11 protein-coding genes are annotated in these 14014 nt (G+C 63.2%); 9 read left to right on the top strand and 2 right to left on the bottom strand.

Translation table 11 applies throughout. The annotated features are described in order from the left end of the window. Position 1 precedes the first annotated feature (1 nt). The 6 genes from C0Z16_RS27500 (at position 2) to ppk2 (ending at position 7170) form a co-directional block, all read left to right on the top strand. Positions 2 to 493, top strand: a complete 492-nt coding sequence (locus C0Z16_RS27500; protein WP_102635215.1) for an Lrp/AsnC family transcriptional regulator — start codon at positions 2 to 4, stop codon at positions 491 to 493. Positions 494 to 636: 143 nt separating this feature from the next. Beyond that, positions 637 to 2142 (top strand): NAD-dependent succinate-semialdehyde dehydrogenase, encoded by a 1506-nt coding sequence (locus C0Z16_RS27495; protein ID WP_102635214.1) that lies wholly within the window; start codon positions 637 to 639, stop codon positions 2140 to 2142. Between the two features lie 33 nt (positions 2143 to 2175). After that, positions 2176 to 3582: an aspartate aminotransferase family protein gene (locus tag C0Z16_RS27490; RefSeq protein WP_102635213.1), complete on the top strand. Its 1407-nt coding sequence runs from the start codon at positions 2176 to 2178 to the stop codon at positions 3580 to 3582. Between the two features lie 136 nt (positions 3583 to 3718). Next, a complete protein-coding gene (gene ggt / locus C0Z16_RS27485; protein WP_102635212.1) occupies positions 3719 to 5452 on the top strand; it encodes a gamma-glutamyltransferase in 1734 nt (577 codons plus the stop codon). 226 nt (positions 5453 to 5678) lie between these two features. Then, a complete protein-coding gene (locus C0Z16_RS27480) occupies positions 5679 to 6104 on the top strand; it encodes a VOC family protein (protein ID WP_102635211.1) in 426 nt (141 codons plus the stop codon). Positions 6105 to 6243: 139 nt separating this feature from the next. After that, complete coding sequence (gene ppk2, locus C0Z16_RS27475) at positions 6244 to 7170, top strand: polyphosphate kinase 2 (RefSeq protein ID WP_102635210.1); 927 nt, start codon at positions 6244 to 6246, stop codon at positions 7168 to 7170. Between the two features lie 116 nt (positions 7171 to 7286). Here ppk2 and C0Z16_RS27470 read toward each other — a convergent pair whose 3' ends face one another. Next, positions 7287 to 8873 (bottom strand): inorganic phosphate transporter, encoded by a 1587-nt coding sequence (locus C0Z16_RS27470; protein ID WP_102635209.1) that lies wholly within the window; start codon positions 8871 to 8873, stop codon positions 7287 to 7289. A gap of 216 nt (positions 8874 to 9089) precedes the next feature. Here C0Z16_RS27470 and C0Z16_RS27465 point away from each other — a divergent pair, with 216 nt between their 5' ends. Together C0Z16_RS27465 and C0Z16_RS27460 are read left to right on the top strand one after the other, a co-directional pair. Then, positions 9090 to 9983: a CHAD domain-containing protein gene (locus C0Z16_RS27465; RefSeq protein ID WP_102635208.1), complete on the top strand. Its 894-nt coding sequence runs from the start codon at positions 9090 to 9092 to the stop codon at positions 9981 to 9983. A 106-nt stretch (positions 9984 to 10089) separates the two neighbouring features. Beyond that, complete coding sequence (locus C0Z16_RS27460) at positions 10090 to 11664, top strand: GGDEF domain-containing protein (RefSeq protein ID WP_407070702.1); 1575 nt, start codon at positions 10090 to 10092, stop codon at positions 11662 to 11664. 80 nt (positions 11665 to 11744) lie between these two features. Here C0Z16_RS27460 and C0Z16_RS27455 read toward each other — a convergent pair whose 3' ends face one another. Further along, the gene (locus C0Z16_RS27455; RefSeq protein ID WP_102635206.1) at positions 11745 to 12809 is read right to left on the bottom strand and encodes a VTT domain-containing protein; all 1065 of its coding nucleotides are present in this window, start codon (positions 12807 to 12809) and stop codon (positions 11745 to 11747) included. Between the two features lie 244 nt (positions 12810 to 13053). Between C0Z16_RS27455 and C0Z16_RS27450 the strand changes: the two genes are divergently transcribed. Continuing rightward, positions 13054 to 13959, top strand: a complete 906-nt coding sequence (locus C0Z16_RS27450) for a DMT family transporter (RefSeq protein ID WP_102635205.1) — start codon at positions 13054 to 13056, stop codon at positions 13957 to 13959. The last annotated feature ends 55 nt before the right edge of the window (positions 13960 to 14014 follow it).

Raw genomic sequence — 14014 nt, 5'->3', positions numbered from 1 at the left:
GATGAAGCTCGACCGCTACGATCTGGCGATTCTGCGCATTCTCGCGCGCGACGGACGCATCACGAAGTCGCGTCTCGCGGAAGAAATCAACCTGTCGATCTCGCCGGCGTGGGAGCGGGTCAAGCGCCTCGAAGAAAGCGGCGTGATTCGCGGTTATCGCGCCGACATCGACTGGCTGCGCGCGTTCAAGGGCGCGCGCGTGGTGGTGGAGGTGACGCTTGCGCGGCACACCGCGCAAGACATGCGGCGCTTCGAGGAACGCATTGCCGCTTCGCCCGAGGTCGTGCAGTGCCATGCAACGGGCGGCGGCGTCGACTACGTAATGCACGTGATGTCGCGCGACATCGACCACTATCAGCGCTTTATCGATTCACTGCTCACTGACGAACTGGGCATCGAAAAGTACTTCACGTACATCGTCACAAAGGTCGTGAAGAGCATGCCGGAAGGTGTGCCGGACTGGACTGACGAAGCCCTCGGCGACGACGCTTGAAGCACGCGTCGACGCTGCCGAAAAAACGCCACGCACCGCTGAAAATTACGGAAAGAACATCGGCTTCGGCGCATCCGAACCGAAAAAACCGCAAGCCCGCTGAACGTACAGTGACAGACATACATCGCACACAGGAGGTCGTCATGTTGCTGGGTCATCCGGTTCTGTTCAAATCGCTGTGCTACGTCGACGGACGCTGGGTGCACAGCGCGAGTGCGGCAAGTGTCGCCGTGCGCAATCCCGCAGATCAGCAGGTGCTCGGACATGTGCCGATGCTCGACGCCGCGCAGATCACCGAAGCGGTCGATGCCGCGCAGCGCGCGTTTTCCGCATGGCGCTGGTTGCCGGTCGCGAAACGCTCCGCGTTGCTGCTGCGTTGGCACGAGCTGATCCTGCGTCATCAGCATGATCTGGCCGCGATCCTGTCGCTCGAACAGGGCAAGCCGCTTGCAGAAGCGCGCGGTGAGATTGCGTATGGCGCGAGCTTTGTCGAATGGTTCGCGCATGAAGTGCGGCGCTTGAATGGCCGCACGATTCCCACGCACATCGACGGTGCGCAACTGGGTACGGTGATCGAACCGGTCGGCGTGGCTGCGTTGATCACGCCGTGGAATTTCCCGTGCGCGATGATCACGCGCAAGGCGGCCGCTGCGCTCGCCGCCGGTTGCACGGTCGTGGTGAAGCCCGCGCACGAGACGCCGTTTTCGGCACTCGCGCTCGCCCAACTCGCGGAAGAAGCTGGCTTTCCCGCAGGCGTGGTCAACGTCGTGCTCGGCGAGCCGCAAATGGCGATGCAAACGCTGGTGGGCGATGCACGCGTGCGCTCGGTGAGCTTTACGGGTTCGACTCGTGTCGGCGCGCTCGTCATGCAGGCCGTGGCCAAAGCCGGCATCAAGAAAACGGCGCTGGAACTGGGCGGCAATGCGCCGTTCATCGTGACCGAAGACGCCGACCTCGATCAGGCCGTGCGTGTTGCAGTCGCCGCGAAGTTCCAGACTTCGGGGCAGGACTGCTGCGCGGCGAATCGCATTTTCGTCGCGCGTCCGGTTTATGAGGCGTTCGTCGCGCAATACAGCGATGCGGTCCGTGGGTTGAAGGTGGGCTCCGCGTTTGAGGCAAACGTCGACGTCGGCCCGTTGATGCATCAGGCCGCATTCGACACGACCGTGCAGCGTGTCGCGGATGCACAAGCCAAGGGTGCCCGCATCACCGTCGGCGGATCGGCGCATGAACGCGGCGGCTGGTTCTTCGAACCGACCGTGGTTGCCGACGCCGCGCCCGGCATGCGCATTTACGACGAAGAAAACTTCGCGCCGATTTCGGCCGTCACGCCATTTGATTCGCTCGACGAAGCGATCGAGCGCGCGAACGACACCGAGTACGGTCTCGCTGCGTATGTCTGCGCGCGTGACCTTAATACGGTGTTCCAACTGATCCGCCGTCTCGAGTTCGCGATGGTTTCCGTGAACGGCGCGAAGTTCACCGGTGCGCCGGTTCCGTTTGGCGGCATCAAGTCATCGGGCCTCGGCCGCGAAGGCGGCGCAGAAGGCTTCGAACCTTTTGTCGAGACGCGCTATTTCTGCCTCGGCCAACTCGGCTTGCCGGTGACGAGCAGCAGTCCCGCTAGAAACATTGCGGCCGCCGCATAACCCCAATTCATCGATTCAACGAAGGAGCTTTTCATGACTCAACTCGAACCATTCGATCAACTATTGAGCGCCGACCGCGCGCATTTCATGCATCCTTCGACGCACGCTCATGATCACGCGAGCGGCACCCTGCCCGGCCGTATCGTGACGGGCGCGAAGGGCATCCGCATCGAGGATCATGAGGGCAAGTCGTTTATCGACGCGTTCGCGGGCCTCTATTGCGTGAACATCGGCTACGGCCGCACGGAAGTTGCCGAGGCGATCTACGAGCAGGCGAAGAAACTCGCGTATTACCACACGTATGTCGGCCACTCGACGGACACGATCATCGAACTGTCGTCGCGAATCATCGACTGGGCGCCGCACGGCATGAAGAAAGTGTATTACGGCATGTCGGGCTCGGACGCGAACGAAACGCAGATCAAGCTCGTCTGGTACTACAACAACGTGAAGGGCCGGCCGAACAAGAAGAAGATCATCTCGCGCCAGCGCGGCTATCACGGCTCGGGCATCGTCACGGGCAGCCTGACCGGCCTGCCGAGCTTTCATCAATTCTTCGACTTGCCGATCGAGCGCGTCAAACACACCGTGTGCCCGCACTGGTACAGGCATGCGCCAGCCGGCATGAACGAAACGCAGTTCGTCGCGTACTGCGTCGAAGAACTCGAACAGACGATCGCGCGCGAAGGCGCCGACACGGTCGCCGCGTTCATCGCCGAACCGGTGATGGGCACGGGCGGCATCCTGCCGCCGCCGGCCGGTTATTGGGCTGCGATCCAGCAGGTTCTGAAGAAGCACGACATCCTGTTGATCTGCGATGAAGTGGTGTGCGGTTTCGGCCGGATCGGTTCGAAGATGGGCGCGCAGCACTACGGCATCACGCCGGACCTCATCACCGTGGCCAAGGGGCTGACGAGCGCCTATGCGCCGTTGTCCGGCGTGATTGTGAGCGAGGGTGTGTGGGACGTGATCGACAAGGCTTCGCAGGAAACGGGCGCAATGGGACACGGTTGGACCTACTCGGGGCATCCGGTCTGCGCGGCTGCGGCGCTCGCGAACCTCGATATCCTTGAGCGCGAGAATCTCACGCAGAACGCGGCGCAGACCGGCGCCTATCTGCTCGAACAACTGCATGCCGCATTCGATTCACATCCGCTGGTGGGCGAAGTGCGCGGCGTGGGCATGCTGGCCGCGCTCGAATTCATGGCCGACAAGGACGGCCGCCGTCCGTTCGATCCGGCGCTGAAAGTCGGTCCGCGAGTGTCGGCTGCTGCTTTACAACGCGGCTTGATCGCACGTGCAATGCCGCATGGCGACATTCTCGGCTTCGCGCCGCCGCTCGTGACTACGCGCAGCGACGTCGACGAAATCGTAAAGCTCGCGCGCGCGGCCGTGGATGATGTCGCCTCGCAGGTCCTCACTCCGGCGGCTTCCGCCTGAAGCGGGGCGTGCCTCTTTGTGTGCCGCAGCAGATGTCCCTACGTAATGCTGCGGCTTCGCAAAGAGCGGTTCACATGTTATAAGCCCAAGGAACTGTCCTTATCGTCAGGTGAAACAGTCAACTTGGGGGATATCAATGAAGTTGTTCCGCAACGCCAAATCGTCCGCCAGCGGATTTGCGCTGGCTGCACTGTTGTCTGTCTCCGTCGGTTTTCTCGAGGCCACGCCGGCAGTCGCGAAGCCGCCCGCGAAAGCGCAGCCGGCTGTACTCACCGCGTCCGCGATTGCGGTCGCCGACGAGTACAGTGCCGACGCCGCCGAGCAAATCTTCAAGGAAGGCGGCAATGCCGTCGATGCCGCGGTGGCCATCGCCTTCACGCTTGCCGTGACTTATCCGGAAGCGGGCAACATCGGCGGCGGCGGTTTCATGACGCTGTATGTGGACGGCAAGCCGTACTTTCTCGACTACCGCGAGCGCGCGCCGCTGGCGGCCACGAAGAACATGTATCTCGACGACAAGGGCGAGGTCATCAAGGGCATGAGCCTGTACGGCTACCGCGCGGTGGGCGTGCCCGGCACCGTCGACGGCATGTGGCAGGCGCAGCGCCGCTTCGGCAAGCTCAATTGGAAGCAGGTGCTCGCACCGGCCATCCACTATGCGCGCGACGGCTTCCAGGTCAGCGAGCAATTGCAGCAACGTCGCGACGATGCGGCGAAAGAGTTCGCGGGCAAGACGAACTTCGACACCTACTTCGGCAACCTGAAACAGGGCGTCAACTTCAAGCAACCCGATCTGGCCGCTGTGTTGCAGCGCATTTCGGATCAGGGCGCGAAAGACTTTTACTCGGGCAAGACAGCCGGTCTGATCGCGGAATCCATGCGCGGCCATGGCCTCATTACGAGGGCTGATCTGCAGCAGTACAAAGCCGTATGGCGTCAGCCGATTCAGGCGGACTGGAAAGGCTACCGTGTGTACACGGCGCCGCCTCCGAGTTCGGGCGGCATCGGCCTCGTGCAGTTGCTGAAGATGAAAGCTGACCGTGCCGCCGACTTCAAGGACGTCCCGCTCAATTCGCCGCAATACATCCACCTGATTGCGGAAATCGAAAAGCGCGTGTTCGCCGACCGCGCGCAATACCTCGGCGATCCCGACTTCTACAAGGTGCCGGTCGCGCAATTGACCGACGACGCGTACATCGCGAAACGCGCTTCTGAAGTCAATCCGGAAACGCCGTCGGATACGAAGAGCGTGCAGCCGGGACTCGGCACGTCGATGCCGGAGAAAGCGGAAACCACGCACTTCTCGGTGGTCGACAAGTGGGGTAACGCGGTCTCGAACACGTACACGGTGAACGGCTACTTCGGTTCGGGCGTGGTCGCGGATCGCACCGGCATTGTGCTGAACGACGAAATGGACGACTTCTCCGCGAAGCCGGGCGTGGCCAACATGTTCGGCGTGGTGGGCAGCGACGCGAACTCGATCGAGCCGAAGAAGCGCCCGCTGTCTTCCATGAGCCCGACGATTCTCACGAAAGACGGCAAGGTGTCGCTTGTGATCGGCACGCCGGGTGGCTCGCGCATTTTCACGTCGATCTTCCAGGTGATCAACAACATCTACGATTTCGACATGCCGTTGCCGCAAGCGGTCGGCGCGATGCGTTTCCATCATCAGTTGCTGCCGCCGAACACGATTTTCTGGGAGCCGTACCAGCCGATCGACGGCGAACTCGCCAAGCAGGTCGAAGCGAAGGGCTATACGCTGAAAGCGCAAAATTTCAATGGCGACATTCAGGCGATCAAGATCAATGGCAATACGCCCGAGGCCGCAGCCGATCCGCGTGGCCGTGGCGTGACGCGGATCATTCAGTAAGGGTTCGAACGGTTTGGAAGGCGCATCGGTCATGATGCGCCGTGCGTGACTAAAAGACCTCGCGCTCGACAGAGCCCGGGGTCTTTTTTTGCGCAGTGTTTTCAGGTGCGGGCCGGCGCGGACAACAGCGGGCCGCAGAGCGGACGTAATGCGAGACCTCAGCGTGTGAGACACTTTCCGCTAACAGCGAGCCGACCGAGGCCGCCATGCCAGGGAGACAGCCGTCATGAACTCGTCCGCCGCTTCGTCCGATGCATCTGCTTCGCCGTCTTCGTCCTCTCAGTCCGCGCCCGCTGAACCGCGGATCGAGTCGCTCAGCGCGATCACGCTTGCCACCGCCGATATGTCGCAAGCGGTGCGGTTCTACGAAGCGCTCGGATTCCCGCTGCAGTTCGGCGGCCCGCAGGCCGCGTTTACGTCGTTTGCGTTCGGCGGCACGTATCTGAACCTGATTGCCGATCCGCGCGCGCCTGTCAGTTGGTGGGGCCGTGTGATCGTCTACGTGTCGGACGTCGACGCGATTTATCGCAAGGCGCTGGCGGCCGGATTCAAGCCGTCGCTGGAGCCATCCGATGCACCGTGGGGCGAGCGCTATTTTCACATTAGCGACCCGGACGGCCATGAACTCAGCTTCGCAAAACCGTTGCGCTAACGCAGGGCGCCGGCGGAAAACTCGCTATCATGAACTGGCTGCGCGGTAATACGCCTGACACCCGGCACGCCGATAATCGGGCGCGTTCGCGTCGCGCTTCCCGCCGCGCGTCACCATTTTCGTCGCCAGGAGAGCCGCAATGAAAGAGCAGGATCCGAGACCCGAAGCCGAGTTGTTGATGGAGCGGCAACGCCGTTTCGAGGAAGACCTCATCGACGCGTACGACGAGGAACTCGAAATGGAGGTCGACGACCGCATTCTCGACGGTGCCGAGGGTTTTACAGCCGAGAACCGCGAAGCACGCAAGATGTATTTTCGCGAGCTATTCCGCTTGCAGGGCGAACTCGTCAAGCTGCAAGACTGGATCGTGCAGACGGGGCATCGTCTCGTGGTGATATTCGAGGGACGCGACGCCGCGGGCAAGGGCGGCGCGATCAAGCGCATCACACAGCGGCTCAATCCGCGCGTGTGCCGCGTTGCAGCGCTGCCCGCGCCGAACAACCGCGAACGCACGCAATGGTATTTCCAGCGCTATGTCTCGCATCTTCCGGCCGGCGGCGAAATGGTGCTGTTCGATCGTAGCTGGTACAACCGTGCGGGCGTCGAACGCGTGATGAATTTTTGCACCGACGACGAATACGAAGAGTTTTTCCGCTCAGTGCCGGAGTTCGAAAAGATGCTCGCGCGCAGCGGCGTGCAGATTCTGAAGTACTGGTTTTCGATCACCGACGAAGAGCAGGAGATCCGCTTCCAGAACCGCATTCACGATCCGCTGAAGCAGTGGAAGCTGAGCCCGATGGATCTGGAAAGCCGGCGTCGCTGGGAGGCTTATACGTTGGCGAAGGAAGTGATGCTGCAACGCTCGCATATTCCCGAGGCGCCGTGGTGGGTCGTGCAGGCCGTCGACAAGAAGCGCGCGCGCCTGAACTGCATTCATCATCTACTGAGCCAGGTGCCGTATCACGAGATCGAACATCCGCGTGTCGAATTGCCCGCGCGCGTGTATCACGATGAATACAGCCGTCAGCCGGTGCCGGCTTCGATGATCGTGCCCGAGGTGTATTGAGCGGTTTGAGCGGTTCGGGCGGCTCCGAAGTTCGAGTCGAAGAAAAAAAAGCGCGGCGTGTGCCGCGCTTTTTTCGTCATGCAGTTTGATCCGCGAGCGGCTTCCAGGAAAGCGCTTTAAAACACCGCCCGGAACACCCAGTACAAGCCTGCCGCGAGCGCGATAGATGCGGGCAGCGTCAGCACCCACGCGAGCACCAGGCTGCGCACGGTCGCCCATTGAAGGCCCGAGCCGTTGGCCGCCATCGTGCCCGCCACGCCGGACGATAGAACGTGTGTAGTCGAGACCGGCAAGCCGTACACGTCGGCCGCGCCGATGGTCAGCATGGCCACCAGTTCAGCCGACGCGCCCTGTCCGTAGGTCAGATGCTGCTTGCCGATTTTCTCGCCGACGGTCACGACAATCCGCTTCCACCCCACCATCGTGCCCATGCCCAGCGCAATAGCCACCGCGACTTTCACCCACGTCGGAATGAACTTGGTCGCGTGATCGGTTTGCGCCTTGAAGTTGTCGATGGCCTTGGCGTCTGCCGGCGCGAAGGCTGGTTGTTTGGCCTTGTCCATCAGACGGATCGCTTCGGACGCGACGTACATGTTGTTGCGCACGTTGTCGACGAGACCCTGCGGCACTGCGGCCATCGAGCCCGATGCGCCGACCTGGCGCGCGATCACCTTTGTCAGTTCTTGCAGCGCGGGCACCGTCGCGGGCGTCAACTGACGCGTGCGCACATACGCTTCGACATCGGCACGCGGATCGGCGGACGGCGCGACGCCGTTGGTGTATTTGGCAAGCGTCGTCGAAGCTTGCTCCGCGACCGCGAGGAACGTCTGCGTTTCAGCCGGCGTCACCGCCTTGTTCAACGCATACGCCGTCGGTACCGTGCCGATCAGAATGAGCATGATGAGGCCCATGCCTTTCTGGCCGTCGTTCGAACCGTGCGCGAACGACACGCCCGTGCACGTCAGGATCAGCAGGCTGCGAATCCAGAACGGCGGCGGCTCCTTGCCCTTCGGCTCCGCATACAGCGCGGGAATGCGTACAACGGCCTTGAGAATCATCAGCAGCAGGCCGGCGGCGAGAAAGCCCACCAGCGGCGAAAGCAGCAACGACTTGCCGACGCCGAGCGCCTGGTTCCAGTCCACGCCGCTCGTACCGTTCACGCCATGCATCAACTGATTCATCAGGCCGACGCCGATGATCGAGCCGATCAGCGTATGCGAGCTCGACGACGGCAAGCCGAAATACCAGGTGCCGAGGTTCCAGATGATCGCCGCGATCAGCAGCGCGAAAACCATCGCAAAGCCGGCGCTGGTTCCCACTTGCAGAATCAGTTCGACCGGCAGCAGTTGCAGGATCCCGAACGCGACCGCGCCGCTCGACAGCAGCACGCCAAGGAAATTCCATGCACCGGACCACACCACCGCGAGATTCGGCGTGAGCGAGTGCGTGTAGATGACGGTAGCCACCGCGTTGGCAGTGTCGTGAAAGCCATTGACGAATTCGAATCCCAATGCGATCAGCAGTGCGACGCCGAGCAGCAGATACGGCAGAATCGAACCCTCGCGCACGGGTTGCAGATCGCCCACCAGCTGCATGCCGCAATAGCCGATGCCGACTATGATGACGGCGAGAAAAACAAGCAGACCTGGATTGCGCCCCTTGCCACCTGCGGCATTGGGTTGCGGGTACGAAAGTTCCGGCATGACGGGGCCCCTGGATAAATGTCGCGGAACTTCCGATCCTGCGTGGCGTATGTGTCGTCAGCATGACAGCCGCGTGCCGGCGATGCCTAACGGATTGCGTGGCCTTGGGCTGGCGGACATCGCCTTGGTTTGCCGCTGAAAGCAGGCAGCTTGCCCCATCCGGGAATCTTTTTTGCTACGCTGGCAGAGGCGCAGCAGCCTTTCGAGGGAGATTCGATGAAGCGCGACAGTCGGAAAGAAAACCGTAAAGTGGACGGAAGTTCGTCGGCAGTCGATTCGACCGCGCAAGAGCCGACGGCGCAAACGGCGTTTGCCTCATATGCGGCGCCGCTCGTGAATGAAGCGATCGCGCACGCCAATGCGGTGCGCGAAGATCCGTCACCCGAGGCCTTGCACAAACTGCGCGTTTCGCTGCGCCGTTTGCGTTCGTTGTGGTGGGCATTCGCGCCGCTGCTGGAGAAGGGCGAAAACACGCGACAACGCGCGCTTTACAAATATCTGGCCACGGCGGCAGGCAAGACGCGCGACTGGGACATCGTGATCCAGCTGCTCACGCAGGACGACAGCGGCGTGCGCAGCGGCATGCGCGATCTTGCGCCGAAACTCGAGGAAGCCCGCGGCAATGCGTTGGCAACGAGCCGCGAAACGCTGTCGAACGCCGACGTCAAGCATCTGTTGCGCGAAGCGTTGACGAGCGCATCGAAAGACATCAACACGACCCACGAACGTGTGCCGCTGCGTAAGTTCGCGAGCAAACGCGTGGCGGCCTCGGAGCGTTCGTTGATGAAGCGCGCCAAACGCGCGCGCCACGCGAGGCGTTCGAATTACGCCGCCTTTCACGACGTCAGGAAAGCCGGCAAAAAGCTGCGCTATCTGCTCGAATTCTTTCAGCCGGTTTTGAGCGGCAGCCACAAGCGCACGCTCAAGCGCCTCAAACAGGTGCAAAAACGTTTCGGTACGCTAAACGATATTGTCGCGAGCGAAATGTTGCTGCATGACAATGCCGCCTTGCTTGCCGGATCGGGCGACAGCGAGGCCGTGCTGCATTGGCTTCACAAGGAACGCAAGCGCCGGATGCGCTCGGCGGCCGGATTGCTGCGCAAACTGTGACGCACGAAAACGGCGCGGCGCGCTAAAGGCCAAGCGCTGAACAACAACATCTGATGGCGACCGCATGCGGTTCGTGCGGCCCGCTTTCAACGGAGGCAACGCGCAGGTGGAATATCGAGCGCATTCGCAGGGCCGGCGCTGGCGCGGGCTCTTGCGACAGGGAGTAGCCGGCGTCGCACGTTACATCGGCAATCATCCGGTGCTGGCCGGCGTGGCCGGCACCCTGGTCGCCGTCGCGATGGCGGGTCTCACACTGCTCACGCTTCTCAGCGGCCGCACCGACGCGCTGGATCATGCGCGCGAGACGTCGCAAAATCTGGTGTCGATCATTTCGAGCGATCTCGAGAGGCACGTCGAGATCTATAACCTCTCGTTGCAAGCCATGGTGGATGGCACTGAACACCACTTCGGCGCGGGCCTGCCCGCAGATGAGCAGCGAGCGGTGCTGTTTGATCGCGCGACGACGGCGGCTTATCTCGGCGGCGCGTATATCGTCGGTGCGGATGGCGGAGTGATCGCTTCGCAAAGCGGCGAGATGAGCCCGAGCATTCGCTTTGCCGATCGCGACTATTTCGTCGCGCATCAGCGCAACCCGGCAGTGGGCCTCTATCTGTCACACCCGTTCCGCTCGCGCGTGCGCGACGGGAAGTTGTCGATCGGCCTCACGCGGCGCATCAATGAAGCGGACGGCCGGTTTGCCGGCGTTGCGTTGCTCGCAATTCGCATTGAGTATTTCCAGCATCTGCTCGACCGGATCACCATCGGCAAACTGGGCTCGGTGTTCATCGCGATGGACGACGGCACGCTGATCGCGCGCAAGCCGTATGCTCCGCGCGATATCGGCGCGAGCATCGCAAAGTCCCCGACCTTCGTGACGATGGCCGCGCATGGCGCCGGTTCGTATGTGGCGTCTTCCGCGGTCGACGGTGTGCAGCGCATGTACACCTACGCGCACGTGCCGGGCACGCCGCTGATTGCGGTCGTCGCGCCCGCCGTCGACGATGTGCTGGCGCCCTGGCGGCACCGCGCGATCATCAACGGCGTGTTGACGCTCACGTTCGGCGCGGTGTTCGTTGTGGTGTCCTGGCTGCTCGCGTTCGCATTGCGCGGCAAACTGCGCGCGCAGGCCGCGCTGATGCGTCTGGCCGCCACTGACCCGCTGACCGGCCTCAGCAATCGCCGCGTGCTCGACGACCGGCTGGACGAGGAATGGCGGCGCGCGCGGCGCTCGGGTCAGCCGCTGTCGGCGCTCTTCATCGACATTGATCATTTCAAGCATTTCAACGACACGTACGGCCATGCAAGCGGCGACGACGCGTTGAGCGCGGTGGCCGAATGCATTTCGACGACGGTGCGCCGCTCAGTCGACGTGGTCGCGCGCTATGGTGGCGAAGAGTTCGCCGTGATCCTGCCGGACGCGACCGCCGATGGCGCGCTTGCCGTGGCCGAGAAGATTCGCCGGCGCGTGCAGGCGCAAGACATTCTGCATGGCGGCGGCGATAGGGTGACGGTTACGGTGAGCGTCGGTTGCGCGACCTGCGTGCCCGCGCAAGGGGCGAACGCGTTGGATCTGCTGGCCGCGGCCGATCGGCAGCTTTATGTCGCGAAGGCGGCGGGCCGCAACCGAGTCGCTTCTGCGCAGCCGGTCGCGCGTTCGGTGACTCAGGGCTCGCCGTCGTAAGGGCGTTCACAGGGAACCCAACGCAAGGCAAGGCAACGCTACGCAACGTGAGCTTAGGCAGGCACAAGCGCCGCCGACGTTCACGCGCTTGCCCTGCGCCGCGGCGCGAAGCCGCGCAGTGTGACCGCGTTGCTTGCGTCGCCGCGTGAGCCGCTGCCTGAGCCGCTATGTGACGGCGCGAGTCTGCCGGAGCCCGGCTCGTCGGCAAGCAGCAAGCCCACCGGAAAGCCGCGCCGCTGCCACGCCTCCAGACCTCCGCGTAGTGAGCGAATCCGCGTATAGCCATAATTGCGCATCCGCACGCTGATCTCGGCAGCCGTCGCGCTGTCCGGACAAACGCAGTAGATCACCATGTCGTAGGCCCTCAGCGCGAAGTCGATCTGTTCCGGCGAGTGCGGATCGAGTGCGAGCGCGCCGGGAATGAGCGGGGCCGAGTCGAGCGCCGCGCCTTGCGGGCGGGCGTCGAGGACCTTGGGCGGCGCCTTGCGGCGCGTTGCGCGGCTCGACGCTTGCGTCGCGTCAGCCGATTCCGCGAGCGCCTGTTGCCGGCGCGCCCGCCGCTGCTGCATCAGACGATACGCGAGGTACAGCAGCGCGGCGCCAATCAGGAGATCGATCACTGTGCCGCCGCGCGCTCTGACGAACTCGAACAGCATATGCAATTGCCGTTCCGCGGCGGCGCCGCCGAGCAGCCAGAAGGTCGCCCAGGCCATCGCGCCCGTGAGGTCCCAGATTGCGTAGATGCGGGCATCGACGGCGGTGGTGCCCATTAGCGGCGGCGTGATCAGAGCAAGGCCGGGCACGAACTTCGAAATCGATACGAGGGGCACGCCGAAGCGTTCGAACAGCAAACGCGCCTGCTCGACCCTGGCGTCGATGGCAGGCAAGAACTGGCCCAGTACGCCGATCAGCTTGCGGCCGTAGAGGCGGCCGGCTGTGAACCAGACGCCGTCGCCGATCAGCGCGGCAAGCACTGCGGCGCATAGCACTGGCCAGAACGACAAGGTGCCCGCCGCGATTGCAGAGCCCGCGAACAACAGCACCGGAACTGCCGGAATCGGCATGCCCAGGCGCGTCAACAGCACGTTGACGAAGACGACCGCGCCGCCCCAGGTCGATATCGCCGACGACGGAAACTCTACCAATTGAGCGGCTCCTGTTTCCTGGTGGGAAGTTGGCGGCGCGAATAGTGCTACCCGGCGTTGTTGCCCCGGCGTATCCGCGTGCGCAAAGCCCGTTCCTGTCCCAGTTAGACCTTTTGCCTTCAATCAGGATACTCGATGGTTCGCGAGTGCAGGCCACCGCGCAAGCGTGCTGCAATTTCGTTCAAGACCGAGCGGCGCCGGATTCCTAATCTGCGTGCTTATTCCATCGCATCGGAGATGCACGATGAATTCACGGTATGTCGGTTATCTGTGTTGCGCGTTGGCGATGGTGGGCGTCGGCAGCACAGTGGTGGTGAGCAAGTCGATTGCGGCCGGCTTGCCGCCGTTCAGCGCGACCGCGCTGCGTTTCGCGATTGCGTTTCCGTTGTTCGTGCTGGTCATGCGCTGGCGCGGCGTGCGCTGGCCGCGCCTCGACCGGCGCGATGCCGTGCTCGTGATCGCGCAAGCCGCGGCGGGCAGCGTCGGTTATACGGTGCTGCTCATCAGCGGTATGAGACTGGCTTCCGCTGGGGACGCAGGCGTGATCGCCGGGACTTTGCCCGCGGTGTCGGCGGTGGTCGCGATCTTGGCGTTGGGCGAGCGCCCGTCGTCGGCGCTGATCGGCGCGATTGTTCTTGCCACGGCGGGCGTGCTCGCGTGCACCGTCAGTCCCAGCGATATCGCCGCGCCGCACGCGGCCGGTTCCGTGACGGGCAACGCGCTGGTGTTCGCCGCGATTGTCTGCGAGGCGCTGTTCATTCTGCTCAATCGCAAGCTGCGCAAACCGGTGGCCCCGCTGCCATTGTCGGCGTTAATGTGCGGCATCGGCTTCGCGGTCTCGATCGTGCCGGCCTGTTTCGAAAGACCCTGGAGCATGCCGCTCGACGCGGGTGCGCTAAGCGGCGTGCTGTATTACGCGCTCGTGCCGACCGTGGCGGGATTCGTTCTCTGGTATGAAGGCGCCGCGCGCATCAGCGGCGCGGAAGCGGGATTGATTACCGCGCTCGTGCCGGTCAGTGCATTGGCGCTGGCCGCGCTGCTGGTGCGCGAGTCGGTCAGCGCGGCGCAACTCACGGGCGTCGCCTGCGTGCTTGGCGCCGTGATGCTCGCGACGTTCGCGCAAACGCTCGGCACGCGCAATGCGGCATGACGTACGTGATGCGGCTTGGCCTACGCAACGCAGCTTGATGTACGCGACGCGGCCT

This window comes from Paraburkholderia rhynchosiae (assembly GCF_002879865.1).
Classification (GTDB): domain Bacteria; phylum Pseudomonadota; class Gammaproteobacteria; order Burkholderiales; family Burkholderiaceae; genus Paraburkholderia; species Paraburkholderia rhynchosiae.
Note: the sequence above shows the minus strand (reverse complement) of the source record. Positions and strands in the feature narration are given on the sequence as shown.

What these genes read in the sequence shown, in the direction of transcription:
- C0Z16_RS27495 (WP_102635214.1), top strand. Translation starts at nt 637, where the DNA reads ATGTTGCTGGGTCATCCGGTTCTGTTCAAATCGCTGTGCTACGTCGAC.
- C0Z16_RS27450 (WP_102635205.1), top strand. Translation starts at nt 13,054, where the DNA reads ATGAATTCACGGTATGTCGGTTATCTGTGTTGCGCGTTGGCGATGGTG.
- C0Z16_RS27500 (WP_102635215.1), top strand. Translation starts at nt 2, where the DNA reads ATGAAGCTCGACCGCTACGATCTGGCGATTCTGCGCATTCTCGCGCGC.
- ggt (WP_102635212.1), top strand. Translation starts at nt 3,719, where the DNA reads ATGAAGTTGTTCCGCAACGCCAAATCGTCCGCCAGCGGATTTGCGCTG.
- C0Z16_RS27480 (WP_102635211.1), top strand. Translation starts at nt 5,679, where the DNA reads ATGAACTCGTCCGCCGCTTCGTCCGATGCATCTGCTTCGCCGTCTTCG.
- C0Z16_RS27490 (WP_102635213.1), top strand. Translation starts at nt 2,176, where the DNA reads ATGACTCAACTCGAACCATTCGATCAACTATTGAGCGCCGACCGCGCG.
- C0Z16_RS27465 (WP_102635208.1), top strand. Translation starts at nt 9,090, where the DNA reads ATGAAGCGCGACAGTCGGAAAGAAAACCGTAAAGTGGACGGAAGTTCG.
- ppk2 (WP_102635210.1), top strand. Translation starts at nt 6,244, where the DNA reads ATGAAAGAGCAGGATCCGAGACCCGAAGCCGAGTTGTTGATGGAGCGG.
- C0Z16_RS27470 (WP_102635209.1), bottom strand. Translation starts at nt 8,873, where the DNA reads ATGCCGGAACTTTCGTACCCGCAACCCAATGCCGCAGGTGGCAAGGGG.